General features: G+C 58.6%; 22 protein-coding genes. 8 read left to right on the top strand and 14 right to left on the bottom strand.

Annotated features, from left to right (window positions below; genetic code table 11):
- Nucleotides 1-60 precede the first annotated feature (60 nt).
- Genes AC2FH8_RS10805 through AC2FH8_RS10785 form a run of 5 tightly spaced genes read right to left on the bottom strand, consistent with a single transcriptional unit; the run spans nt 61 to nt 6,056 of the window.
- On the bottom strand, nt 61-1,992 hold the full coding sequence (locus AC2FH8_RS10805) for an acetyl/propionyl/methylcrotonyl-CoA carboxylase subunit alpha (RefSeq protein WP_496689747.1): 1,932 nt from the start codon (nt 1,990-1,992) through the stop codon (nt 61-63).
- A gap of 3 nt (nt 1,993-1,995) precedes the next feature.
- Entirely contained in the window at nt 1,996-2,421 is a 426-nt protein-coding gene (locus AC2FH8_RS10800; protein WP_142634907.1) for an ASCH domain-containing protein, read from the bottom strand.
- A gap of 1 nt (nt 2,422) precedes the next feature.
- Nucleotides 2,423-4,027, bottom strand: a complete 1,605-nt coding sequence (locus AC2FH8_RS10795) for a carboxyl transferase domain-containing protein (protein ID WP_496689746.1) — start codon at nt 4,025-4,027, stop codon at nt 2,423-2,425.
- Nucleotides 4,024-4,515, bottom strand: coding sequence for a hypothetical protein (locus AC2FH8_RS10790; protein WP_496689745.1), 492 nt, complete (start codon nt 4,513-4,515; stop codon nt 4,024-4,026). Before AC2FH8_RS10790 ends, AC2FH8_RS10795 begins: the two co-directional genes overlap by 4 nt.
- Complete coding sequence (locus AC2FH8_RS10785; protein WP_496689744.1) at nt 4,512-6,056, bottom strand: AMP-binding protein; 1,545 nt, start codon at nt 6,054-6,056, stop codon at nt 4,512-4,514. The genes AC2FH8_RS10790 and AC2FH8_RS10785 overlap by 4 nt, the downstream gene beginning before the upstream one ends.
- 136 nt (nt 6,057-6,192) lie before the next feature.
- Between AC2FH8_RS10785 and AC2FH8_RS10780 the strand changes: the two genes are divergently transcribed.
- A complete protein-coding gene (locus tag AC2FH8_RS10780; RefSeq protein ID WP_271950306.1) occupies nt 6,193-6,798 on the top strand; it encodes an OmpW/AlkL family protein in 606 nt (201 codons plus the stop codon).
- Nucleotides 6,799-6,850: 52 nt separating this feature from the next.
- Here the strand turns inward: AC2FH8_RS10780 and AC2FH8_RS10775 are convergent, their stop codons facing one another.
- On the bottom strand, nt 6,851-8,014 hold the full coding sequence (locus AC2FH8_RS10775) for an isovaleryl-CoA dehydrogenase (RefSeq protein WP_271950212.1): 1,164 nt from the start codon (nt 8,012-8,014) through the stop codon (nt 6,851-6,853).
- A gap of 176 nt (nt 8,015-8,190) precedes the next feature.
- Here AC2FH8_RS10775 and AC2FH8_RS10770 point away from each other — a divergent pair, with 176 nt between their 5' ends.
- Nucleotides 8,191-9,261, top strand: coding sequence for a Hint domain-containing protein (locus AC2FH8_RS10770; protein WP_496689743.1), 1,071 nt, complete (start codon nt 8,191-8,193; stop codon nt 9,259-9,261).
- Here AC2FH8_RS10770 and AC2FH8_RS10765 read toward each other — a convergent pair whose 3' ends face one another.
- Nucleotides 9,262-10,452, bottom strand: a complete 1,191-nt coding sequence (locus AC2FH8_RS10765) for a DegT/DnrJ/EryC1/StrS family aminotransferase (RefSeq protein WP_496689742.1) — start codon at nt 10,450-10,452, stop codon at nt 9,262-9,264.
- 40 nt (nt 10,453-10,492) lie between these two features.
- On the bottom strand, nt 10,493-11,164 hold the full coding sequence (locus AC2FH8_RS10760; protein WP_142634920.1) for an HAD-IA family hydrolase: 672 nt from the start codon (nt 11,162-11,164) through the stop codon (nt 10,493-10,495).
- 134 nt (nt 11,165-11,298) lie between these two features.
- Between AC2FH8_RS10760 and glmU the strand changes: the two genes are divergently transcribed.
- From glmU to AC2FH8_RS10740, 4 genes are read left to right on the top strand one after another with little or no spacing between them, the layout of a single operon-like run.
- Nucleotides 11,299-12,651 (top strand): bifunctional UDP-N-acetylglucosamine diphosphorylase/glucosamine-1-phosphate N-acetyltransferase GlmU, encoded by a 1,353-nt coding sequence (gene glmU / locus AC2FH8_RS10755; protein ID WP_281994882.1) that lies wholly within the window; start codon nt 11,299-11,301, stop codon nt 12,649-12,651.
- A gap of 3 nt (nt 12,652-12,654) precedes the next feature.
- Nucleotides 12,655-14,475: a glutamine--fructose-6-phosphate transaminase (isomerizing) gene (gene glmS, locus AC2FH8_RS10750; protein WP_496689741.1), complete on the top strand. Its 1,821-nt coding sequence runs from the start codon at nt 12,655-12,657 to the stop codon at nt 14,473-14,475.
- A 3-nt stretch (nt 14,476-14,478) separates the two neighbouring features.
- A complete protein-coding gene (locus tag AC2FH8_RS10745) occupies nt 14,479-15,024 on the top strand; it encodes a pyridoxamine 5'-phosphate oxidase family protein (protein ID WP_496689740.1) in 546 nt (181 codons plus the stop codon).
- On the top strand, nt 15,021-15,710 hold the full coding sequence (locus AC2FH8_RS10740) for a DNA alkylation repair protein (protein ID WP_496689739.1): 690 nt from the start codon (nt 15,021-15,023) through the stop codon (nt 15,708-15,710). The genes AC2FH8_RS10745 and AC2FH8_RS10740 overlap by 4 nt, the downstream gene beginning before the upstream one ends.
- Here the strand turns inward: AC2FH8_RS10740 and AC2FH8_RS10735 are convergent.
- Complete coding sequence (locus tag AC2FH8_RS10735) at nt 15,698-16,114, bottom strand: hypothetical protein (protein WP_496689738.1); 417 nt, start codon at nt 16,112-16,114, stop codon at nt 15,698-15,700. The genes AC2FH8_RS10740 and AC2FH8_RS10735 overlap by 13 nt on opposite strands.
- A gap of 90 nt (nt 16,115-16,204) precedes the next feature.
- Between AC2FH8_RS10735 and moaA the strand changes: the two genes are divergently transcribed.
- Together moaA and AC2FH8_RS10725 are read left to right on the top strand one after the other, a co-directional pair.
- Nucleotides 16,205-17,212, top strand: coding sequence for a GTP 3',8-cyclase MoaA (gene moaA, locus AC2FH8_RS10730; RefSeq protein WP_142634932.1), 1,008 nt, complete (start codon nt 16,205-16,207; stop codon nt 17,210-17,212).
- A gap of 1 nt (nt 17,213) precedes the next feature.
- Nucleotides 17,214-18,530, top strand: coding sequence for a 3-deoxy-D-manno-octulosonic acid transferase (locus AC2FH8_RS10725; RefSeq protein ID WP_496689737.1), 1,317 nt, complete (start codon nt 17,214-17,216; stop codon nt 18,528-18,530).
- 37 nt (nt 18,531-18,567) lie between these two features.
- On the opposite strand, the gene AC2FH8_RS10720 is transcribed toward AC2FH8_RS10725, so the two are convergent.
- The 5 genes from AC2FH8_RS10720 to AC2FH8_RS10700 form a co-directional block, all read right to left on the bottom strand.
- Nucleotides 18,568-19,731 (bottom strand): M20 aminoacylase family protein, encoded by a 1,164-nt coding sequence (locus tag AC2FH8_RS10720; protein ID WP_496689736.1) that lies wholly within the window; start codon nt 19,729-19,731, stop codon nt 18,568-18,570.
- Nucleotides 19,732-19,746: 15 nt separating this feature from the next.
- Nucleotides 19,747-20,895, bottom strand: a complete 1,149-nt coding sequence (locus AC2FH8_RS10715) for an MFS transporter (RefSeq protein WP_496689735.1) — start codon at nt 20,893-20,895, stop codon at nt 19,747-19,749.
- A 68-nt stretch (nt 20,896-20,963) separates the two neighbouring features.
- The gene (locus AC2FH8_RS10710) at nt 20,964-22,241 is read right to left on the bottom strand and encodes a DUF3422 family protein (RefSeq protein WP_142634941.1); all 1,278 of its coding nucleotides are present in this window, start codon (nt 22,239-22,241) and stop codon (nt 20,964-20,966) included.
- A gap of 108 nt (nt 22,242-22,349) precedes the next feature.
- Nucleotides 22,350-22,706, bottom strand: coding sequence for a VOC family protein (locus tag AC2FH8_RS10705; protein ID WP_496689734.1), 357 nt, complete (start codon nt 22,704-22,706; stop codon nt 22,350-22,352).
- A 160-nt stretch (nt 22,707-22,866) separates the two neighbouring features.
- The gene (locus tag AC2FH8_RS10700) at nt 22,867-24,321 is read right to left on the bottom strand and encodes an NAD(P)(+) transhydrogenase (Re/Si-specific) subunit beta (protein ID WP_271950227.1); all 1,455 of its coding nucleotides are present in this window, start codon (nt 24,319-24,321) and stop codon (nt 22,867-22,869) included.
- Nucleotides 24,322-24,326: the final 5 nt, after the last annotated feature.

Here is a 24,326-nt window from a genome sequence, read left to right as displayed (position 1 = left end):
TTCGCCTCCCGTTATGCCGTGTTGTCCCGACTGTGCCACGTTGCGGCGCAGCGGGACAGATCATTCCTCCTCCAGCCGGACCAGCGCCGCGCCGGCCTCGACCTGAGCGCCCGTTTCGGCCAGCACCTCGGCGATCACGCCATCACGGGCAGCCAGCAAGGAATGTTCCATTTTCATCGCTTCCAGAATGGCCAGTCGATCACCTTCTGAAACGGCTTGCCCTACGGTGGCGAACATGGCCTTGACCAGACCGGGCATCGGCGCCTCGATCACATTGGTATCGCCCAAGGCGCTTGCATCGCGATCCAGCGGATCGACATGCTCAAACACTTGCCCATAGTCATCGAATACTGTGATTGTCGCACCAGCCAGTGCCACGGGCGGCATCGGGCGATCATCAATGTACCAGCCTCCATTGCGCCGTTGCGCCAGAACCGTTGTGTCCTTGATCTGCCAGACCTGCCGGTCAGGTCCTTCGACCTGTACGTCTAGATCAATGAGCTCGCTATCGTACTTCAACTGGACGGCCCGGTGCAGCGGCGCCCACAGGCTGAAACCCGTGTCGGGCCCGGTCTCGACCAGATCAAGCGCCGTCATGGCTGCTGCAACAATCAAGCCCGCGCGCGCATCAGAAGTTCGGACCAGCCCGTCGATATCCCGACCGATCAGCCCGGTATCGACATCGCCCGCCACAAATCCGGGGTGCCGGGTCAGCGCGCCAAGAAACGAGAGATTCGTGACCGTCCCGGCAACCTCGGTCCGCCGAAGAACCCGGTGCAGGTTTTCCAGCGCCACTGCACGCGTCGGGCCATGCACCACGACCTTGGCAATCATCGGATCGTACCAGGGGCTGATTGTATCGCCGGACCGCACTCCGCTATCGGCGCGGCATTCCGCAGGAAAGCGCAGATGTGTCAGCGTACCTGTTGCGGGCAAAAACCCTTTGGGCACGTCCTCGGCGTAAAGCCGGGCTTCGAACGCATGCCCGTTGATCGTCAGGTCATCCTGCGTTTTTGGCAACGCCTCACCCGAGGCGACTCGCAACTGCCATTCGACCAGATCAACGCCGGTAATCGCCTCGGTCACGGGGTGTTCCACCTGCAAGCGCGTGTTCATCTCCATGAACCAGAACCGATCCGGGCGCAGCCCGTCCGATGCATCAACGATGAACTCAACCGTACCTGCGCCTTTGTAGCCAATCGCCTCGGCGGCGCGCACGCCCGCCTGCCCCATGGCCTCACGCATTTCAACCGTCATTCCGGGCGCCGGAGCTTCTTCGATCACCTTCTGGTGCCGCCGCTGCAGCGAACAATCGCGTTCGAACAGATGCACCGCCTGGGTGCCATCGCCGAACACCTGCACCTCGATATGCCGGGGCTTGGAAACGAATTTTTCGACCAGAACGGCATCGTTGCCAAAGGCGGTTTTCGCCTCTCCCCGCGCACTGTCTAGAGCCTCAGTAAAGTCTTCGGGGTGCTCTACCAGCCGCATCCCCTTGCCGCCGCCCCCCGCAACGGCCTTGATCAGCACTGGATATCCGATGGTCTGGGCCGCGCCCGCCAGATGATCAGGGTCTTGGTTATCGCCGTGATAACCCGGAACCACGGGCACGCCCGCCAGCTCCATCAACACTTTTGCCGCGTCTTTGAGGCCCATCTTGCGGATCGCATCCGCCGAGGGCCCGATAAAGATCAGACCCGCAGCCTCAACCGCGTCAACGAAACCGGGGTTTTCAGACAGAAACCCATAGCCCGGATGAATCGCCTGCGCGCCCGTATCCAGCGCTGCCTGAATGATCACATCACCCTTTAAATAGCTGTCCGCCGGGGCCGCGCCACCGATATGCACCGCCTCATCCGCCATTCGCACATGCTTGGCCGAGGCGTCCGCGTCCGAGTACACTGCAACACAGGACACACCCATTTTCTGAACCGTTTCCATCACCCGACAGGCAATCTCGCCTCGGTTAGCAATCAGGATTTTATTGAACATGGCTTATCCCTCAACCCCGAGATCTTCGACAAGTCGGAACCGCTCGCAGAGCAATTCCATTTCGGGATCAAACCCGCCGTTTCGCTCGAAATACCGGCGGTGATCTTCGCGCCATCCTTCAAGCGCCTCATTCTCGCCCTCGGCCAGCGCGAAATCCTCGGTCACATCGCAATATCGGCAGGTCGTTACCTCATTCGTTTCGATCACCAGCGCGGGACGACCATCCCAGTCCAAAGCGATATCGCGCCGCCCAACGACCGGAGTATCCGCACTGCCTTCGGGATAGTCTCGCAAAGCACCGCAGGTCGCTGTTTTCCTTCCTGCACGCACTAAGGCCAAAAGTTCTGCGCTCAACGTTGCGTTGTCCCCAAACTTGAAAGTCTGAGCACCCGGATAGCGGGCCATGACATCATTCAAAGAAACGTTCATCTTACATCCTGAACACGCCGAAACGTGTCTCCTCAATCGGGGCATTCAGGGCGGCACTCAGCGACAAGGCCAGAACATCGCGACTTTTGCGCGGGTCGATAATGCCATCATCCCATAGGCGCGCCGAGGCATAGAGGGGGTGAGATTGTTCCTCGAACATATCCAAAGTTGGGCGCTTGAATTCGATCTCTTCCTCAGCCGACCAGCTGCCACCCTGCCGCTCGATCCCGTCTCGTTTGACGGTGGCCAGCACGCCCGCCGCTTGCTCGCCCCCCATTACGGAAATACGCGAGTTCGGCCAAGTCCACAGGAACCTGGGCTGATAGGCCCGCCCCGCCATGCCATAGTTCCCGGCCCCGAACGAGCCCCCGACAAGCATGGTGATCTTGGGTACCGAAGTCGTAGCAACGGCTGTCACCATCTTTGCCCCGTGCCGCGCAATGCCTTCGTTTTCGTATTTGCGGCCCACCATAAAGCCGGTGATATTTTGCAGGAAGACCAGCGGGATTTTGCGTTGCGAACACAGCTCAACAAAATGCGCGCCCTTTTGGGCGGCCTCGGAAAACAGCACGCCGTTGTTGGCGATGATCCCAACCGGGCAGCCTTTGACATGGGCAAACCCGGTCACAAGCGTTTCACCAAAGCGCGGTTTGAATTCGTCAAATCGCGAGCCATCGACAAGCCGCGCGATCACCTCGCGGATATCATAGGGCGTGCGCAGGTCGGCGGGAACAACGCCCAGAATTTCCTCGGGGTCATAAGCCGGGTCTTCGGGGCTGGCCCAATCCACGGTCTGCGGTTTGCGCAGGTTCAGAGATCCCACCGCCTGCCGCGCCAAAGCCAGCGCGTGGGCGTCGTCCTCAGCCAGGTAATCGGCCACGCCGGACAGGCGGGTATGGACGTCGCCACCGCCCAAATCCTCGGCGCTGACGACCTCTCCGGTCGCGGCCTTGACCAAAGGCGGACCGGCCAGAAAGATCGTGCCCTGATCTTTGACGATGATCGTCACATCCGACATCGCGGGCACATAGGCCCCGCCCGCCGTACACGAACCCATGACCACCGCGATCTGAGGGATTCCTTTGGCACTCATTCGGGCCTGATTATAGAAGATGCGGCCAAAGTGGTCGCGGTCGGGAAAGACCTCGTCCTGGTTGGGCAGGTTCGCCCCGCCGCTGTCAACCAGATAGATACAGGGGAGTTGGCTTTCCTCGGCAATCTCCTGCGCGCGCAGGTGTTTCTTGACCGACATCGGATAATAAGTGCCGCCCTTCACGGTGGCGTCGTTGCAAACCACCATGACCTCGCGCCCCTGCACCCGGCCAATGCCCGCAATCACACCAGCACTTGGCGCGGCATCACCATACATCCCATGCGCCGCCGTCGCGCCGATTTCCAGAAACGGGGACCCCGGGTCCAGCAGGTTCGCCACCCGACGGCGCGGCAGCATCTTGCCCCGCGATTCATGCCGCGCGCGGGATTTCTCACCTCCGCCCAGACGGGCCGCTTCGGCAGCGGCAGAGATTTGCTCCAGCGCGTCGAGATGAGCCGCGCGGTTTGCTTTGAAACCCTCAGAGGTGGGTATGGCTTTGGAATTGAGCTTCATTGGTGTTTACCCTCCAAAAGCCGTTCGGCCAATCGCAAGTTCAGCCACTTCATAGTAGCATCTAACAATAGGCATTCATTTTCAGACATGTCGGCTTCGCATTTCGTTTGAAAATCTTCGGAAGTTCGTCGCCGCGCATTCGCATAAGAGGAGCGCTTGAAACCCTTGAGGTTTGGGTTCGCTGGTAAATACCCCGAAATTTCTGCACTTCTGAGACGAATGTGCTCAATTAAAATCTCGTGGCAAATGTCCTGGTAGGAGTTTTCCTGATTATTTGTGCAATAATCCAAGGCAGATGCAACACAATCCATATCCAACGTCATTTTTGGAACAGACATCACCGTCGTTTTGCTAAGTTGCGTACACCCATCCAACCAATTTTCGACACCTATGACCGGCTCCGAAGCTTGCCCCATGCTTTCGTCCGCCTCAAGGGCCGCTGCGGAAATTAGCAGTGCAACCAACCCCGGCCAAAACATCTTACTCATGATTTCGGCCTCTTCTGCGTTTCAGTTTCCCCCGCCGCCCGCGCCTTCAATTCCTTCCGGATCACTTTCCCCGTCACAGTCATCGGCAGTTCCTCCAGAAACGCCACTTCGCGCGGGTAGGAATACTGCGCCAGACGATCCTTGACCCAATCCTGCAACTCTCGCTCCGCAACCGTGGCTCCCGGTTTCAACACGACATAGGCCTTCACGATTTCGGTCCGCAACGGATCGGGCTTGCCGACCACACCCACTGTCGCCACCGCCGGGTGGGTCAGTAGGCAATCTTCGATCTCGGCCGGACCGATGCGGTAACCGGCCGAGGTGATCACGTCATCGTCGCGACCGACGAAGCGCAGATAATCCCCCTCCCACACGCCGCGATCCCCAGTGATCAGCCAGTCGCCTCGGAACTTCTCGGCCGTGGCCTCAGGTCGATTCCAGTATTCCAGCAGCATCGAGGCCGAGCCTCGGCGGATGGCCACGTCGCCCTCTTGATCTGTGGGCTGGCCATCCTGGTCGATCACTGCAACTTCATGCCCCGGAACCGGTTTACCGATGCAACCCGGGCGCACGGGAAAATCCTGAGCGCAGGAAGACACCACCATGTTGCATTCGGTCTGGCCGTAGAATTCGTTGATCGTCAGGCCGAACGCCTGCTTCCCCCATTCCAACATCTCGGCACCTAGCGGCTCCCCTCCGGAAGCGACCGAGCGCAGACCGGGGATCGCCTGATCCGTGGCCTTGAGCATCCGCAATGCGGTAGGCGGAAAGAACACGTTCCGTACCCCGCCGCGCGCGATCACATCCGCACAGGCCTCGGGGGTGAATTTCTCGAGCCGGGCCGCGACCACCGGAATGCCCAGCGCCAGCCCTGGCATCAACACATCGAACAACCCGCCAATCCATGCCCAGTCGGCGGGCGTCCACAGACAGTCACCTTCGCGCAGATGGCTGTGGCTGATCGAGACCCCCGGCAAATGGCCGGTCAAAACCCGATGCCCATGCAGCGCGCCTTTGGCGCTGCCGGTTGTGCCGGAAGTATAGATCAGAACTGCCGGATCCTCGGGGCCGGTATCCGCAAAGGGCACCGGATCATCAGACGGAGCTATCTGATCGACCAGAACCGGTACGGCAAGATCCCCCAGCAGTGCAGCACCCTCTGCGTCTGTCAACACCAGTTGCGCCCCTGCATCCGCGACACGCGAGGCCAGCGCGTCATGTTTGAACAATTTAAACAAAGGCACCGAAATCGCGCCGATCTTCCAGATCGCAAGATGCGCCGCCGCGCAGCCGGGTGACTGACTGAGCAGTACTCCAACGCGATCCCCAGGCCGCACCCGATCGAGCAAGGCGTGTGCGATGTCATCGGCCAAGCGTCCGAGTTGTGCAAACGAGACGACCTTGCCCTCACCCCCGGTCAGGTCGATGATCGCCGTCTGCTCTGGGGGTTGTTCCAAGCATTGCCGCGCCATGTTCAACCGGTCCGGCAGGTCCCAGCCCCCACCCTGATGCAAACCAGGTATGCCTTCAGCGGGACACATTACCGAAACCCTTTGTTTTTATAGGTTTTTCCTGAATCGAGCCACCAAAGACGGTCACGGGAATTTGATGCAGATCAGAGTCGGCGGGCTTTGCTTCATGCAAAACCCGGTCATCAACAAATCCAAAGGCCGTAAAATGACCAAGAAACTCGCCGCTTTGACCCTTTCGACCGCGCTCGTCGCGTTTGCTGCGCCCGTTTTCGCCCAAAATCAGGGCGACTGGACCGTTGGTGTCGGTGTCGGCTATCTCGACCCGAAATCCGACAATGGATCCCTCGCCGGGCTGGATGCAGATGTCGATTCCGACACACGCCCGATCTTTACTGCCGAGTATTTCGTTCGGGATAATCTGGGTATCGAGCTGCTGGCCGCCACACCGTTCAGCCATGAGGTCACACTGGGTGGCAGCCTCGACGCAGGGACCGTCAAACACCTGCCGCCCACATTGTCGCTGAACTATCACTTCCCGACCAACTCGGTCTGGAAACCCTATGTCGGCGCGGGCATCAATTATACCATCTTCTTCGACGAAAAATCGGCCCTGGGTGATCTCGAGCTCGACAACTCGGTCGGCCTCGCACTGCAGGCCGGTCTGGACTATATGGTCACCGAAAAAGGCGCTGTTCGTCTGAACGTTCGCTGGTTCGATATCGACTCGGACGTCAAACTGAACGGCACCGATATCGGCACCGCTGAAATCGATCCTTGGCTGGTCGGCGTATCCTACGTTCACCGCTTCTGATCCTTTACACAGAACGCCCTGCCGTTACCTCGTCGGCGGGGCGTTTTTTTGCTCAGAGCATTTCGTTCATCAGTTCCCGTCCGATCAGCATCCGGCGGATTTCGCTGGTACCGGCGCCGATTTCCATCAGCTTGGCGTCGCGGAATATGCGGCTGACCGGCGAATCCGACAGGAACCCCGCGCCGCCCATAGCCTGAACTGCCTGATGGGCCTGCGTCATGGCCTGTTCCGAAGCATACAGACAGCACGCTGCCGCATCTTGCCGGGTCACATCCCCGCGGTCACAGGCCTTGGCGACCTCGTAGACATAAGCCCGGGCTGAATTCATGGCCGTGTACATGTCAGCAATCTTGCCTTGCATCAGCTGAAAGCTGCCAATCGGTTTGCCGAACTGCTTGCGCTCGGCCAAATACGGCATGACTTCGTCCAGACAGGCGGCCATGATTCCAGTTCCGATCCCGGCGAGCACAACGCGTTCGTAATCCAGCCCTGACATCAGAACCGCGACACCCTTACCCTCTTCGCCCAGAACATTTTCAAAGGGCACCTCGACGTCATCAAAAATCAATTCCGCCGTGTTTGATCCGCGCATGCCCAGCTTGTCGAAATGGGGCGAGGTCGAAAAGCCCGTCATCTCTTTTTCGACCAGAAAGGCGGTGATCCCTTTGGATCCAGCATCAGGATCCGTCTTGGCGTAAACGACCAGAGTATCCGCGTCCGGCCCGTTCGTGATCCAGTATTTGCTTCCGTTCAGCCGGTAGTGATCATTGCGCTTTTCCGCCTTCAGCTTCATCGAAACGACGTCTGATCCGGCGGACGCCTCAGACATGGCCAGCGCGCCCACATGTTCGCCGGAAATCAACCGAGGCAGATATTTCGCCTTTTGCTCGGGGCTGCCGTTCAGCTTGATCTGATTGACGCACAGGTTTGAATGCGCCCCGTATGACAATGAGATTGAGGCAGAGGCCCGCGCCACTTCTTCAACCGCGACGGTATGGGCCAGATAGGACATGGCCGCGCCACCATATTCCTCGGGCACTGTAATTCCTAGCAGGCCCAACTCACCCATCTCGCGCCAAAGTTCATTGGGAAACGCGTTCGAGGCATCGACCTTCGCGGCCATCGGCTTCACCCGCTCTTGCGCCCAGCGATGCACCATTTCACGCAGTGCGTTCACATCTTCACCCAGATCGAATTGCATGGCCGCCGTGAACATCGAACCCTCCCAGTAAATGAACGATTGTTCAAATAATCTGCCATGACCATGAACCCGGGTCAAGCGCTGACCGAAAAAGGTTCACCCGCGAGCCGATCCGGAGCGTCACAAATTCACCATACTCGACGATTAGATCGCCTAAGCCGTTAAGTTTTTTTGCTTCAAGGATTCTGCGAATGGCCCCAACCAATGTCATCGTAAATGGTACTTTTAATAGCGGTTCCGCAAATTGGTCTGGTACGGATATCGAAGCTGACCACACTGAGGGTGCCTATCTCGGGAATGGTTCATCGAATCGTGTGGCCGAAATGGATGGCAACGCAAGCCAAGTCACGGTGATGGAGCAAACCTTTACGCTGGATGACCCCAAATCCGGCGAGCTTAGCCTGGATTCCGCACTTAGGACGGCATCTAACTCAAATGCAGGCAGCGAAGGATTTACAGTCGAGATTCTGGACAGCAACGGCGTCGTTATCGCCTCGATGACCGTTCTGCCGACTGCGAACAGCTTTTCCACATTCACCATGCAGGTCGATTTCCCTTCCGCCGGTGACTATACCCTGCGCCTTACCGAACTTGGCCTTAATGATAGCCTTGGCGCCATTGTCGATAACATCGAGTTACTGGTGTGTTTTTGTCAGGGCACCCTGATCGAGACGGAACTCGGGGAACATCCCGTTGAAACCTTGCGTGAAGGTGATCTTGTGCTGACCCGATCGGGGCTGAAACCTGTCAGATGGATCGGACAGCGGCATCTTTCGGCAACCGATCTGGCAATCAATCCAAACCTGAAACCGGTTCGAATCGCGAAATCCGCATTAGGGGACGGTTTGCCGAAACAGGATCTTCTGGTTTCCCGGCAGCACAGAATGCAAATCTCTTCGGCGGTGGCGCAGCGCATGTTCGGATCGCCGGATGTGCTGGTCGCGGCCATCAAGCTGTCGGAATTGCCGGGAATCGAGATAGACAACAGCCTTGATCAGGTTGTGTATTACCACCTGCTGTTCGACAATCACGAAATCGTTTTTGCAAATGGCGCCCCGAGCGAAAGCCTGTTGCTGACCGACACGTCGCTGGCATCCGTTACGGCGCAGGCCCGCGAAGAAATCCAAATGATCCTTCCAAATCTGCTGGAAGCCCAGAATACAGTGCCGTCTTATCCGATCCCTGAAAATCGGCTGCAAAAACGACTGGTCGAGCGGCTGCGGAAGAACCAAAAATCCCCGCTCGAATCACAGGAAATGTGATCAGGATTGGAACACCGCGCCGACCTCGGAGCGAATGATCCGTGCGATCAACCGGCAATCATCCAGTGAAAAAGTCAATGGCACCCGCATATCCATGATCCCGGTCAAAATGCGGTCACTCGCAGGCAGAGGCGCGCTTTCCACATATCGCCAACTGTCATAGCGCGAAGTAAACCCGGTGGGCTCTGCTCCGCCGAACCATTTCAGATCCACGCCACGCGCCGCGCAGCGCTGCATCACAAGAGCAATCCGTTCGGGTGACCAGTCCAGCAGCAAGAACTGAATCGACGAGCCCACATAAGTTTCCGCCTCGGGCCGTTCGACAATGGTAAGTCCCGGCGTGCCGCGCAGCCCTTTTTCGATCTCGACATAGCGCTCATTCCACCGGTCAATCTGTTGTTCCAGATTGCGAAGCTGCGGCCTAAGGATCGCGGCCCTCAAATTGTCCATGCGCCCTGAGACATTGGGCGTGGTGTACTTGATCCGCTCGAACACCTCTGGGCCCGGCGCTGCAAGGTGGCGCTCATACAGCATGTAGGATCCTGAAAGGACCGTCGCCTTGGCAGCCAGTTCCACGTCATCGGTAATCAACAACCCGCCTTCACCGGAATTTATGTGCTTGTAGGTCTGGCAGGAATAACACCCGATAACGCCCTGCCGTCCGGATTTTTGCCCGCGCCATGCGGCGCCCATCGTGTGCGCGCAATCTTCGATCACGGCCACACCGGCGGCATCGCAGATTTGCATCAACCGATCCATGTCGCACAGATGCCCGCGCATATGGCTGAGCATCAGCACATCAGACTGATCCAGTTTGCTTTCGAGATCATCCAGATCAATCGTCAGCGCTTCGGTCACACCGACAAATACCGGCTTGGCTCCGATCGAGGCAATCGCCCCCGGCACCGGCGCCAGGGTGAAAGCGTTGGTCAGAACCGTATCTCCGGGCTGCACCCCTATCGCGCGCAATGCTGTCGCCAGTGCATAGCCGCCCGAGGAGACCGCCAGACAGTATTTTGCACCGGTCTGCGCGGCAAATTCCTGTTCTAACAGGGCGGTCTCGGCCAGTTCGCCGGGCGACACGTTATATCTGTGCAACCGGCCGTGACGCAAAACGGCCAGAGCCGCCTCGATCGCCTCATCCGGGATTGGTTCCTGCTGGGTGAAATTGCCAGTAAACTTCTCAGTCATCTTTTCGCTCTTGAGGCCGCGATGGGCCGGGGTCAAGGGGTCAGGCTGCAGCTCCGACCAAATCAAAAACAAGTTTCGGCAGGTCATCAAAATGATGTAACAGCGCTTCGGGTTTCAGCGCAGCCATGTCGTCGCCAGATGGCCCGAATGTTACAAGCACCGAAGGTACACCTGCAGCACGCGCCGTATTCCGGTCGGTGTCGGAATCCCCGATCAGAACGCACAGATCCGGGTGCCCACCTGCCCGGCGGGCAGCTTCACGCAGGGGCTCCGGATCGGGTTTGCGAACCGGCAAAGTATCCGCACCGACGAGTGAGCCGAACCGGTCGCGCACACCCATTTGGGTCAGCAACTGATGTGCCAGAGCCTCGGGTTTATTGGTGCAGATACCAACGCCATAGCCGGCCTCTTTCAACTTTCCAACCGCGTCCAGCGCGCCTGGGTAAAACCGGGTATGGGTGTCAATCGCCTCCGAGTACGCCTCTAAAAGCATAGGGTAATAAGCGTGAACAGCCTGTTCGTCATAGGCCCCAACCCGCTTCAAACCGTGGGTCAGCATCATCCGCCCACCACGCAAAGCGATACCAGCATCCTGCCCGTGGACCAGCACATCGCCGTGCCCCATATCGCGAAAACAATGGTTTGCGGCCTCCAGCAAATCCCCGGAAGTATCCGCCAGTGTCCCGTCCAGATCAAAGATGACTGTTCGCATTACGCCTCCTGCCTCGGCGGGTTTTCGCCACGTCTTGTTGCAAACGGCAATCTAGTTTGATGGCTGAACCGCTTGCGACTTTACCCTCAGCGGATAAAACGGACTGCAACAAAACACAAAGAGAAAACGATTTCATGAGTATCGCCCTTGTCATCCTTGCTGCCGGTAAAGGCACCAGGATGAATTCGGATATCCCGAAAGTCCTGCACCCGATTGCTCAGGCGCCTATGCTGGTCCATGCCATGCGCGCTGGTGCTGTTCTGTCGCCCGAGCGGACCGTCATTGTCACCGGGCACGGGTCCGAAGCCGTTGCCAAGGCAACCCTGGCCGAGGACGAGACCGCACAAATCGCCATTCAGGCCGAACAGCTGGGCACCGCCCATGCTGTCGCACAGGCGCGCGAAGCGCTGCAGGGTTTCAACGGCGACGTGGTTGTTCTGTACGGGGACACGCCCTTTTTGCAACCCGAGACGTTGGAACGTATGATCGAAGCACGGGCCAAGAACGATCTGGTCATTCTGGGTTTTGAGGCCGCAGATCCTGCACGCTATGGCCGGTTGGTCATGAACGGACAGACCCTTGAACGCATCGTCGAATACAAAGACGCCTCGGATAAAGAGCGCGATATAACACTTTGTAATTCTGGTCTTTTGGCCTGTGACGCAGAATTGCTGTTTTCGCTGATCGACAGCGTGGGAAATGACAATGCCGCCGGTGAATATTACCTGCCGGATGTCGTGGCAATCGCCCGATCCCGTGGCCTGAATGTCACCGCAGTCGCCTGTGACGAGGCACAGACGCTGGGTGTGAACTCACGCGTTGACCTGGCCGCTGCGGATGCGGTTTTTCAGGCCCGTGCCCGCGCCGATCTGCTGGATCTGGGGGTCACGCTGATGGCGCCGGAAACCGTTTATCTGGCCGCCGACACCGTCATTGGCCGCGACACGGTGATAGAACCCAATGTGGTCTTTGGCCCCGGTGTCACGGTGGAAAGCGGCGCGACGATCCGGGCATTTTCTCATCTTGAGGGCTGCCATGTCAGCCGCGGCGCCATCGTCGGCCCCTATGCCCGCCTGCGCCCCGGCGCTGAGCTGGCAGAAAACACCCGCGTCGGCAATTTTGTCGAGATCAAGAATGCTGAGATCGCCGAAGGCGCGAAGGTCAACCATCTCAGCTATATCGGGGACGCAACGGTTGGGGCGGCGACGAATATCGGCGCGGGTACGATCACTTGCAATTACGATGGCGTAATGAAGCACCAAACGACCATCGGCCAGAACGTCTTTGTCGGATCGAACACCATGTTGGTGGCACCTGTCACCATTGGTGACGGCGCGATGACGGCCACCGGAACCGTGGTGACGCGCGATGTGGAAGCGGATGCTTTGGCCGTTGCGCGCGCCAAGCAGGACAACAAGCCCGGTTATGCGCGTAAATTGTTTGACATGTTGACGGCGAAGAAGGCTCGTCGCGACAAAGGAGCCTGACAGATGTGTGGGATTGTAGGCGTATTGGGCAAGCACGAAGCTGCCCCTATCCTGGTCGAGGCCCTAAAACGGCTGGAATACAGGGGGTATGACAGTGCAGGCATTGCTACGGTCAATGGCGGATCCCTGGGTCGGCGTCGGGCTGTAGGCAAGCTGGTAAACCTCAGCGACCTGCTGGTGCATGACCCGCTTCCGGGTAAATCCGGTATCGGCCATACCCGCTGGGCCACCCATGGCGCGCCGACAGTTTCGAATGCGCATCCCCACCGGGCCGGGCCGGTTGCCGTTGTTCACAACGGCATCGTTGAAAACTATCGAGAGCTGCGGACAGAGCTGGCGGAACACGGGATCGGGTTCGAAACCGAAACCGATACGGAAACCGTCGCCCTGATGGCTGAACATTACCTCAAATCAGGGCTGCCCCCGGTTGAAGCCGCCTATAAAACCATCGACCGGCTGGTCGGCGCATTTGCCCTGGCCTTTCTGTTTGACGGCGAAGATGACCTGATCGTAGCCGCGCGCAAAGGCTCGCCACTGGCAATCGGGCACGGGGACGGAGAGATGTTTGTCGGCTCGGACGCGATCGCGCTAGCGCCGCTGACGGATCGCATCACCTATCTGGAAGAAGGTGACCGTGCGGTTCTGTCCCGCACATCGCTGGAAATCCGCAACGAAGCAGGTGAGCTTGCCAATCGCGAAACCCGCAAGATCAAAGTGGATCACAGCCGCGCCGACAAGGCCGGGCACAAGCATTTCATGGCCAAGGAAATCGCGGAACAGCCGATTGTGGTTGCCGAGGCGATCCGGTCCTACCTGCCCTCTGCCGGGGATCAGGTCGTTCTGCCGGGGGATCTGGATTTCACCAAGCTGGACCGTCTGACGATGGTCGCTTGCGGGACTGCTTTCTACGCCTGTTTGACCGCCAAATACTGGTTCGAGCAACTTGCCAGAATACCGGTCGAAGTCGATATCGCCAGCGAATTTCGCTATCGTGAACCTCCGATCCCGGAACGCACTATGGCGCTGTTTGTCAGCCAATCGGGTGAAACCGCCGACACGCTGGCCGCCCTGCGGTATTGCGACGGCAAAGCGGACAAGGTCGTCTCAGTCGTCAATGTTCCAGAAAGCTCGATCGCACGTGAAAGTGACATCGCCCTGCCGATCCATGCCGGGGTCGAGATAGGCGTCGCCTCGACCAAAGCCTTCACCTGTCAGCTGAGCGTGTTGCTGATGCTGGCGCTCAAGGCTGCCGCGGACCGTGGCACGTTGAGCGACGAGGAACTTGCCGATCACGCCGCCGCGTTGCGCGGGCTGCCTTCGGTGCTGAACACCGCGTTGGATCAGAACCGGGCTATCAGGAAATCCGCCCAGCGCTTGTCCGAGGCGCGCGATGTTCTGTTTCTGGGACGCGGCCTGATGTACCCGCTGGCGATGGAAGGGGCGCTGAAACTCAAGGAAATAAGCTATATCCATGCCGAAGGTTATGCTTCGGGTGAGCTAAAGCACGGCCCCATTGCCCTGATCGACAAACACATGCCCGTGGTGGTTCTGGCCCCGCGAGACACGGTGTTCGACAAAACCGTGTCGAATATGCAAGAGGTCATGGCACGCAAGGGTAAAGTCATCCTGGTGTCCGATGATGACGGCATCGCCGAGGCGGAAGACGGGGTCTGGAGCACGATCCGCATGCCGCATGTGCACCCCAGCCTTGCGCCGATCCTCTATTCGGTGCCCGCTCAGTTGCTGGCCTATCATACGGCGGTGGCCAAGGGCACGGATGTGGACCAGCCGCGCAATCTGGCGAAATCCGTAACGGTGGAGTGACGCATGTCCAAGCAATTTCCGGCGCTGGATGACGCCCATTGCAAGTTTATCGAGGATCAGCATCTGTTCTTCGTCGGCACCGCCGGACATGAAGGACGGGTCAATATCTCTCCCAAAGGGATGGACTCGCTGCGGGTACTGGGGCCCAATCGGATTGTCTGGATGAACCTGACCGGCAGTGGCAATGAAACCGCCGGGCATTTGCTGGAGGTCAATCGCATGACCCTCATGTGGTGTTCCTTCACCACGCGCCCGCTGATCCTGCGGACCTATGGCACCGCGCGTACATTGCATGCCGGGGACGAGGGCTGGGACGCATTGGCCGGGCTGTTTCCCGACCACCGCAGCGCCCGCCAGATCTATGACCTTGCGATTGACATGGTTCAAACCTCTTGCGGGTATGCCGTACCGTTCATGGAATACCTGTCCGAACGGGACACGATGCAGAAATGGGTCGACGGTAAGTCCGATGACGATATCCGAGATTATTGGGTTGAGCGGAACCATCAGACGATCGACGGCAAGCCAACACGCGCTGCGGACCTATGACGCCCGTCACCTATCTTGACCAGATCCGCGCCCATGCCGACCCAGAGCGCGCCGTGCAGATGGCGGCTTATCACAAGGTCGAACGCCTCTATCTGGGCGTTGCAAATCCGGTTCTGAACGACCTGACCAAACTATGGCGACAGGAACTGGACGTTGCTGCGCGGGTGGATCTGGCTGACGCCCTCTGGCAGACCGATATCCACGAGGGCCGTCTTGCCGCAGCCAAGTTGCTGACCCAAGCCCGTATCCGCCCCGATGAGGCTGCTTGGGCATTGCTGCAAAGCTGGTTGCCTGATTTTGATGCCTGGGCGGCGGCGGATCACGCCTGTATGGCGATGCAGAAACGCTTGTCCGCCGACCCGGAGCGGTTGGATCAGGTCGAACTCTGGACCGCGTCAGACCACATGTGGACACGGCGCGCCGCGCTGGTTGCCACCCTGCCCTGGACCAAACAGAACCACCCCAAGCCAGATGATCTGGACCGGCGCGACCGTATTCTTGGCTGGGCAGCGGGTTATGTGTCTGACCGTGACTGGTTCATCCAGAAAGCAATCGCATGGTGGCTGCGCGAGCTGTCGAAACATGACGCGGACCGAGTGGTTAACTTTCTGCGCGACCATAGTGCGGCCATGAAGCCCTTTGCCCGGCGTGAAGCTGGCAAATATCTGAAAGGTCAGTTGGAATAAACTTCCAGCTCGACAAGTTCGTCATAAGGCAAAAGCAGCGCCCGCATCGCATCCAGCGACAGCCTGCTGCCGCCGCTTTCGGGCCCACGGGCCGGGACCAGCGTGATATAGGCCTGCGCCCCTGTTCTAGACACGACAACGCGCCCCGTGAACTCTGTCTCGACCAAAGGCGTTTCCATCCAGCGTCCCGGCGTTGTCGGATCACCTAAGCTGGCAATGGTGGTCTTGGCACCAACCCAACCAGCGGCGGTTGCGGGGACCGGAACGGATTCGGCAACGTCTGCTTCCGCGGCGACCTCTGGTTCAGCCGCGGGTTTGTCGCGACCGAAAACCCGATCAGTTGTCGAGCGGACAGTGTCACAGCCCGCAACAAGGATACAAATGGTCAGCAGAGCGTATTTCATGGCCTGAACTTAGCCCCCCTCACAGGACTGTGCCAGCACAAAGCACAGTTCAGGCTTGTCGCAGGCCAGTCGCCGCTTTACGTATGACGCATGACAGCTCCGCTTATCGACCCGTTCGCACGTGCCATCACCTATCTCCGCGTCTCCGTTACGGATCGCTGTGATTTTCGCTGTGTTTACTGCATGTCCGAAGACATGAAGTTCCTGCCGAAAAAGGACCTGCTGACGCTGGAAGAGCTGGACCGTATGTGCACGACCTTCGTGAAGATGGGCGTGGAAAAGCTGCGCATCACCGGGGGCGAGCCGCTGGTCCGCCGAAACATCATGTCATTCTTCAATGCCATGACCCGGCATCTGGACAGCGGCGCGTTGAAAGAGCTGACGCTGACAACCAATGGCTCACAACTGCATCGCTTTGCTGACGATCTCTATGCGGCGGGCGTGCGCCGGGTGAATGTGTCGCTGGACACGTTGGATGATGAGAAATTCAGCCAGATCACCCGTTGGGGCCGGTTGAAACAGGTTCTGAACGGAATTGATACTGCCCAAAAGGCTGGCCTGCGGGTCAAGATCAACGCTGTGGCCCTGAAGGGGTTCAACGAGGCCGAACTTCCAACAATCACCCAATGGTGCGCTGAGCGCGACATGGATCTGACCTGGATCGAGGTGATGCCGATGGGCGATATCGGGAACGAGAACCGTCTGGATCAGTACTGGTCGCTCAAGGATGTCCGCAAGGAATATGAAAGCCACTATACCGTCTCCGATCTGGCAGAACGCACTGGTGGACCAGCGCGATATGCGCGGCTTGAAGAAACGGGCCAGAAGATCGGCTTTATCACACCGCTGTCGCATAATTTCTGCGAAAGCTGCAATCGCGTCCGCCTGACCTGTACGGGTGAGCTGTATATGTGTCTGGGGCAAGAGGATATGGCCGATCTGCGTGCCCCCCTGCGAGATCATCTCGATACCGAGGCGCCGCTGGAACAGGCCATCCGCGCGGCGATAAATCTTAAGCCCAAAGGCCACGACTTCGACTATTCCCGCCAGGCGGTCGATGGCAAGATGAGCCGCCACATGAGCCATACGGGCGGCTGACATGACCGCCCCCTCTGGCCAGCCGACGCTGCTTTACCGTTTGTATTGCAGCCTGACCGCCGTTGCTGCACCTTTGGCTTGGCGCACCGTGCGCAAGAAACTCCTGGCGGCAGATGTCCCGACAATTCGCCAGGATGAAAGGCTCGGCCATGCCAGCCTACCACGCCCCAAGGGCCGATTGATCTGGTTCCACGCTGCAAGTGTGGGAGAAACCCTGTCGGTCATCAGCCTGATCAAACGGCTGGGTGAACGCCTGCCGGATGCCCAGTTCCTGGTTACCTCGGGCACCCCAACTTCGGCGGCGCTGATCGAAAAACGGATGCCACCCCGTACGCGACACCAGTATCCGCCGCTGGACACCGCAGGGCCGGTCCGGCGATTTCTGGATCACTGGCGCCCCGAAGCCGGAGTATTTGTCGAAAGCGAAATCTGGCCACGCCTGATCGTTGACGCGGCTGGACGGGGAATCCCTCTGGCCCTGTTGAATGCGCGCCTTTCAGATAAATCCGTCGAAAGTTGGAAAAAACGTCCACAAACCGCACGATTCATTTTGGACAATTTCAGCCTGTTCCTGACCCAGAATGGCAAAACCGCCGCTAATCTGGTGGACATGGGGGCTGTGGCGGACCGCGTGCAACCGGGAACCAACCTCAAAGCGATGTCCGATCCGCTTCCGGTCGATAATTCTGTGTTGGAAGATATTCAGACCCAGATTGCAGGGCGTCCTGTGTGGATCGCCAGCTCGACCCATGCCGGAGAAGAAGAAATCGTTCTGGCTGCCCATGCAAAATTGCTGGAACGCTGGCCCGACCTGCTGCTGTTGTTGATCCCGCGCCACCCCGAACGCAGACAGGATGTGGCCGCGCTGTTGAAACAGGCCGGTCAATCCGCAGTTTTCCGAACATCGGAGGGGCGGATCGAAACTGAAACACAGGTCTATGTTGCCGACACACTGGGCGAGACGGGCACGTGGTATGCGCTGTGCCCAATCGTATTTCTGGGCGGTTCGCTGCACGAGATCGGCGGCCATAACCCGTTCGAACCCGCGCAGGCTGGGGCGGCGGTAATAACCGGTCCCGGATACTTCAACTTTGCCGAAACCTTCGCGCCGCTCATCGAAACCGGTGGCGCGATTGAGGTGAACTCTGCGCAAGACCTGACAAACGCGGTCACGATTTGGCTCACCGATCAGGCCGCGCTGAATGCAGCGCGCGCTGCCGCGAAATCCTGCGTCAACACGCAGAAATCCGCGCTCGATTCCATTGTCGAGACACTGTGCGCCCGGTTGAAACTGGAGACCAAACCTTCATCTGGCTAAGGGCATTAGGGGCAGCGCAGGTGCCTACCCCTTGGGGTCAAGCCGCTGGCATCCTTTGCTCCACGATTTCGGCCCACCAGCTGCATCCCGCGGGGATGGCTTCATCGTTGAAGTTATATTCGGGATGGTGAACTGCTGCGGTGTCCCCATTACCCACCAGAATATAAGCGCCGGGGCGTTCTTCGAGCATAAAGGCGAAATCCTCGCCGCCCATGATTAGCGGGGCCTGGTCACAATCGCCCGAGACGGACCGCGCCACCCGCGCTGCGAAATCGGTTTGATCATCACTGTTCACCATCACCGGGTAGCCCCGGTAATAGGTCACCTCAACCGCTCCTCCAAATGTGGCGGCCACTCCGGTGCAGATCTCGGTCACGCGCTTTTCGGCCATATCCCGCATGTCCCGGCTCATTGTACGGACCGTACCGCGCAGCTTTACAGTCTGAGGGATCACGTTGAATGCGGTTGAAGAGGTCTCAAACGAAGTCACCGACACAACCACCTGATCCACCGGATCGGCATTCCGGGAAGCGATGGTCTGCAATGCCAGAACCGCCTGCGCCGCCATAACGGTTGTGTCCACGGTTTCGTGGGGTTTGGCTGCGTGACCGCCCTTGCCCTCGAACACAATGTCGAACTGATCGGTTGCCGCGAAAAACGCGCCGGGACGGATGGCGAAACTGCCCACCGGACGTCCGGGCCAGTTGTGCATTCCGTATACTTCCTGAATGCCCCAGCGATCCATCATCCCGTCTTCACACATCTCACGACCACCGCCGCCGCCTTCTTCGGCAGGTTGGAAAATGACCACCACTGTCCCGTCAAAATTCCGCGTTTCCGAAAGGTATTTCGCCGCCCCCAACAACATCGCAGTATGACCATCATGGCCGCAGGCGTGCATCGCCCCATCGGTATTCGAGGCATAGTCCAATCCGGTCGCCTCATGGATCGGCAGCGCATCCATATCGGCACGCAAACCGATAACCTTGCCGCCCGTGTCCGCCTTGCCCTTGATCACACCCACCACGCCCGTTCGGCCAATTCCGGTGACCACCTCATCGCAGCCGAACTCTTTCAGCTTTTCCGCCACCAGCGCACTGGTGCGATGGGTTTCAAACAGGATCTCTGGATTTTGGTGGATATCACGCCGCCATTCCGTGATTTCACTCTGCAGTTCTGCGAAGCGGTTTTTGATCGGCATGTGTATCTCCCAAAATCATCGTTCGTCGCTGTCACCGGGACGCAACGCGCCTGACAACAGGACAATGAAAACAGCCAGCGGCAGCAAGGCCATGAATGCAAGACGCAATGTAAGCATCTCTGCCAGAAACCCAATAAGGGGCGGGCCAATCAACAACCCGCCATACCCTAATGTGGCCACGCTGGCGATGGCTTGACCAGGCGGGACATGCGGATCATTTGCCGCCCTGCTGAACGCAAGCGGCATGATCACTGCATATCCAAGCCCCATCAGTCCAAACCCAACCAGAGCAATCCCGGCATCATAGGCCGATACCACAGCCAGCACCCCCAAAGCGGCGCATACCCCTCCGAAACGGGCCGTCGCGGTTGGTCCGAACCGCGCGATCACGACACCACCCACCAGACGGAACGCGACCATTGTCACCGAAAAGACGGCATATCCCAGCGCCGCGACGCTTTCGGGTGCACCGGTCACATCCCGCAGGAAAATCGCGCTCCAGTCCGCGACGGCACCTTCACCCAATGCCCCGCACAGGGCAATAAACCCGACAAGTATCAACGCACCCGACGGAAGTGCAAATATCGCCCCGCCCGAGGGCGCAACGCGGCGTGAATTCCACTGCACACGGGACAGAGCCAGTGTCAGCCCAACTACGATGCCACCGGCCAGCAAAAAGTGCTGTGTCACCGTCAGGCCCATCTGTATCGCACCAAATCCGCTCAGCGCTCCCAGACCGGCCCCCAGGCTCCACATCGCGTGAAAAGACGACATAACGGGCCTGTCATAAGCGCGCTCAACCTCTGCTGCCCAGGCGTTCATCGCCACATCCATTGAGCCGTGGAAGGCCCCGAATACGAACAGGAAAAACGCCAATGCCCAAAAGCTTCCGGCAAAGGCCAGCAAGATAAGGGATGCGGTATAAAGAATGGCGATGATCCGTGTGATCACCACAGCCCCGAACCGATCTGTCAGACGTCCGGTAACCGGGAACGAACACACAGCCCCAGCCGCCATGAACAGCAAGCCATAGCCAAGCGCTTCGTGCGATAGGTCCAGGTGATCCCTGACTGCGGGAATACGCGAGGCCCAGAGCCCGAACAAAGCGCCGTTCAAAATGAACATGGCCGCCACGGCCCGCCAAGCGGCCATAATTCCGATCACGTATTTTCCTTTGCTCCGCGCCCGCCCCTGTCAGTTCTACAGCCTAGGGAAGTTTTAGCAAACGCGGATTAGGCCAACCGCTTTCGTATATGCCTGATACCCAGCCAGACACACAGGACAACCGGCAAGGTTGCCGCCGCGGTCAGCATCCCCTTGCTGATCCCGGTGGCGGTCAACGGGTACAACAGATAGCTGGCCAGTGAGACCGCATAATAGCTAATCGCCACCACGGAAAGCCCCTCGACTGTGTGCTGCAACCTCAGGGCCAGATCAGCACGGCGGTCCATACTTTCCAGCAATGCCTGATTCTGGGCGCTGCGTTCCACATCTACCCGGGTCCGCAGCAACTCACCCCCCCGGATCGCCCGGTCGGACAAGGTCTGCAGCCGACTTTCCGTGGCTTTAACAGTACGAATTGCGGGCTCATACCTGCGCATCATGAAATCGGCAAAGGACTGACGGCCCTCGAACCTTTCCTCGCGCAATACTTCGATCCGTTGGTTCACGATGGCTTCATAGGCCCCGGTAGCCCCAAAGCGAAATGCGCATCGGGCAGAAAGCGTTTCCAATTCGATGGATGTAGACAGCAGATCCGGCAGTAGTTCGTCAGGATGCGCCGAGTTATCTGTCATCTGCCCCATAAGCCGGGTCAGCTTTCCATCCAGCTCTCCGATTTTCGGCATCAGTTGCTTGATGCGAGCAAAGCCCAACATGGACATGGCCTTGTAGGTTTCGATCTCGCACAGGCGCTGGATGATGCGTCCGGTTCGGCGCTGTCCTGTTCCCTTGGTCACGAAGAGCGCGAACCGCATATGCCCAGCCGGATCAATCCGAAAGTCACTGGCACAAATCGCAGCATCATCCAGCACGCGCGCAACCGCAAGGCTTTCGGGTTCGAACCATTCGGCCAGCGCGGCTTTTACCGCCTCATCATCTGGTCTTTCGGTCACCCGAACCATGGCCGAGGTTATCCTCTGGCCCGGGCTGGCCATCAGCCAATCAGGTGGGAAAGCCTCAAAATCAGCGGGGTTGAAGGCCCGGTCACTGACATTCCGGGTGATCGCCGTATAGGTCACAAATTCCGTGTGCTGCTCCCACTTGAGCCAGTGACGCCCGATCTGACCAGCGTAATGCGTCGCGTCCGGCTGCGGGTGCTGCGCACCGTGACGGTCCAGAAGATTGACCAGATGGGCAATGTCTTCGCTCCGGTCCCGCGCAACCGCCGCCACGGGTTTCTTGATGGCCAAAAACGCAACGGTGCATGGCGTCGAGGCCACGGGAAACGGGCGCGCATGCAGCTCGTTGGCCAGCGAATAGCGCAATGGATGATCGTCGATCGGCGTCATTGAATGCTCCGGCGTTGTCCGGCGCACTATACGACAGTTCAAAAATACATCAATTATCTTTTTATTTCAATAGCTTACATGGATACTACGGTATACAAACCCCTTATGTCATTGATTTGGCTGCCACAGTTCGATTGGGTTGCCCTCAGGGTCGTGAATACGTGCGAATTTTCCAACCTCGCTATCCCATTCAGGATTGGTCTCGACGGCAATGCCTGCGGCTTGCAACTGGGTCGTCATGGCAGACAGATCATCAACCCGAAAATTGATCATCCACTGCTGCTCGGCGCGGCCAAAATAATCGGTGTCCTGCGCAAACGGGGCAAAGACCGTATAGCCTTCGCGCTGTTTCCAGGGGACGGGATCGTAATGATGAACGCCAAGATGGGTCTCGTACCAATCCCGCAACGCTTCCGGATCTCTGGCGCGAAAAAACATGCCACCTATGCCGTTGACCTTTTCCATGGGGCACCTCCTTGTCTCTCTATAATAGCCCAAGGATACCACATTCTGCCCGCCTCATCTGGCCAAAAAAATATTGGGGGCTTGGAGGCAAAGCCCCCAACATGACAAACAAGAAAAGGGCGCCCGAAGGCGCCCTTTGCATTTTGGTTAAGGCTTTAGATCAATCGATCATTGGCAGCAGCTTGTCCAGCGATTGTTTCGCGTCGCCATAGAACATGCGGGTGTTCTCTTTGAAGAACAGCGGGTTTTCGATGCCCGAATAGCCGGTGCCCTGACCACGCTTGGATACAAACACCTGCTTGGCCTTCCAGCATTCCAGAACCGGCATGCCGGCAATGGGGCTGTTGGGATCTTCTTGCGCCGCAGGGTTCACGATGTCGTTGGAGCCGATCACAATGGCAACATCCGTATCCGGGAAGTCGTCGTTGATCTCATCCATTTCCAGAACGATGTCATACGGCACCTTGGCCTCGGCCAGCAGAACGTTCATGTGGCCCGGCAAACGACCGGCAACCGGGTGGATCGCAAAGCGCACATTCTTGCCCTGCGCCCGCAGCTTGCGAACCAGTTCGGACACCGATTGCTGTGCCTGCGCCACGGCCATGCCATAGCCCGGAATGATCACCACGCTGTCGGCGTCATTCAGGGCTGCGGCAACACCGTCGGCCTCGATTGCAATCTGCTCGCCTTCGACAGCCATCTGCTCACCTTGCGGACCACCAAAGCCACCCAGGATCACACTGACAAAGTGCCGGTTCATCGCCTTACACATGATGTAGGAGAGGATCGCACCGGACGAGCCCACCAGCGCACCGACCACGATCAGCAGGTCGTTGCCCAGCGAAAAGCCGATGGCCGCAGCCGCCCAGCCTGAATAGCTGTTCAGCATCGACACAACCACCGGCATGTCGGCACCGCCGATGCCCATGATCAGGTGATAACCAATAAACAAGGCGGCCAGCGTCATCAGGAACAGGGGCAGGAATCCGCCCGTGGACGTGTACCAAACCAGACAGATCAGCGAGAGCCCCGCCGCAGACGCATTCAGCGCGTGACCACCGGGCAGTTTGGTTGCCGTCGATGTAACCTTGCCAGCCAGCTTGCCATAAGCCACGACCGAACCGGTAAAGGTGATCGCGCCGATGAAGATGCCCAGGAACAGTTCCACGTGCAGGATTGCCAGCTCTGCCGCTGTCTTCTTGGCGATCAGCTTGGCAAACGCGCCCAGGTCGGAAAGGTCGACGTCTTTGGCGGCATCAACAACCGCAAAAACTTCGGCGACATTCTTGATTTCAAAATGCGCGTTGAAACCCACGAACACAGCCGCCAAACCAACCAGCGAATGCATCGCAGCCACAAGCTGTGGCATCTCGGTCATCTGGACGCGCTGCGCCACATATTGACCGATCAGACCACCACCTATGATCAGCAGCAATGACAGCAGCCACAAGCCCGAACCGGGGCCGACCAGCGTAGCGAAAACCGCCAGCGCCATACCGACGATGCCATACCAGACAGCGCGCTTGGCGCTTTCCTGGTTCGACAGGCCGCCAAGCGAGAGGATGAACAGAACAGCCGCAACAACGTAGGCGGCAGTGGTGAAGCCATAATCCATGTGCC

Source organism: Ruegeria sp. CDSC025 (assembly GCF_059610805.1).
Note: the sequence above shows the minus strand (reverse complement) of the source record. Positions and strands in the feature narration are given on the sequence as shown.

Excerpts from the sequence above, each read along its gene's own strand:
- AC2FH8_RS10805 (WP_496689747.1), bottom strand. The coding sequence starts at position 1,992 with ATGTTCAATAAAATCCTGATTGCTAACCGAGGCGAGATTGCCTGTCGG.
- AC2FH8_RS10800 (WP_142634907.1), bottom strand. The coding sequence starts at position 2,421 with ATGAACGTTTCTTTGAATGATGTCATGGCCCGCTATCCGGGTGCTCAG.
- AC2FH8_RS10795 (WP_496689746.1), bottom strand. The coding sequence starts at position 4,027 with ATGAAGCTCAATTCCAAAGCCATACCCACCTCTGAGGGTTTCAAAGCA.
- AC2FH8_RS10790 (WP_496689745.1), bottom strand. The coding sequence starts at position 4,515 with ATGAGTAAGATGTTTTGGCCGGGGTTGGTTGCACTGCTAATTTCCGCA.
- AC2FH8_RS10785 (WP_496689744.1), bottom strand. The coding sequence starts at position 6,056 with ATGTGTCCCGCTGAAGGCATACCTGGTTTGCATCAGGGTGGGGGCTGG.
- AC2FH8_RS10780 (WP_271950306.1), top strand. The coding sequence starts at position 6,193 with ATGACCAAGAAACTCGCCGCTTTGACCCTTTCGACCGCGCTCGTCGCG.
- AC2FH8_RS10775 (WP_271950212.1), bottom strand. The coding sequence starts at position 8,014 with ATGTTCACGGCGGCCATGCAATTCGATCTGGGTGAAGATGTGAACGCA.
- AC2FH8_RS10770 (WP_496689743.1), top strand. The coding sequence starts at position 8,191 with ATGGCCCCAACCAATGTCATCGTAAATGGTACTTTTAATAGCGGTTCC.
- AC2FH8_RS10765 (WP_496689742.1), bottom strand. The coding sequence starts at position 10,452 with ATGACTGAGAAGTTTACTGGCAATTTCACCCAGCAGGAACCAATCCCG.
- AC2FH8_RS10760 (WP_142634920.1), bottom strand. The coding sequence starts at position 11,164 with ATGCGAACAGTCATCTTTGATCTGGACGGGACACTGGCGGATACTTCC.
- glmU (WP_281994882.1), top strand. The coding sequence starts at position 11,299 with ATGAGTATCGCCCTTGTCATCCTTGCTGCCGGTAAAGGCACCAGGATG.
- glmS (WP_496689741.1), top strand. The coding sequence starts at position 12,655 with ATGTGTGGGATTGTAGGCGTATTGGGCAAGCACGAAGCTGCCCCTATC.
- AC2FH8_RS10745 (WP_496689740.1), top strand. The coding sequence starts at position 14,479 with ATGTCCAAGCAATTTCCGGCGCTGGATGACGCCCATTGCAAGTTTATC.
- AC2FH8_RS10740 (WP_496689739.1), top strand. The coding sequence starts at position 15,021 with ATGACGCCCGTCACCTATCTTGACCAGATCCGCGCCCATGCCGACCCA.
- AC2FH8_RS10735 (WP_496689738.1), bottom strand. The coding sequence starts at position 16,114 with ATGAAATACGCTCTGCTGACCATTTGTATCCTTGTTGCGGGCTGTGAC.
- moaA (WP_142634932.1), top strand. The coding sequence starts at position 16,205 with ATGACAGCTCCGCTTATCGACCCGTTCGCACGTGCCATCACCTATCTC.
- AC2FH8_RS10725 (WP_496689737.1), top strand. The coding sequence starts at position 17,214 with ATGACCGCCCCCTCTGGCCAGCCGACGCTGCTTTACCGTTTGTATTGC.
- AC2FH8_RS10720 (WP_496689736.1), bottom strand. The coding sequence starts at position 19,731 with ATGCCGATCAAAAACCGCTTCGCAGAACTGCAGAGTGAAATCACGGAA.
- AC2FH8_RS10710 (WP_142634941.1), bottom strand. The coding sequence starts at position 22,241 with ATGACGCCGATCGACGATCATCCATTGCGCTATTCGCTGGCCAACGAG.
- AC2FH8_RS10705 (WP_496689734.1), bottom strand. The coding sequence starts at position 22,706 with ATGGAAAAGGTCAACGGCATAGGTGGCATGTTTTTTCGCGCCAGAGAT.
- AC2FH8_RS10700 (WP_271950227.1), bottom strand. The coding sequence starts at position 24,321 with ATGGATTATGGCTTCACCACTGCCGCCTACGTTGTTGCGGCTGTTCTG.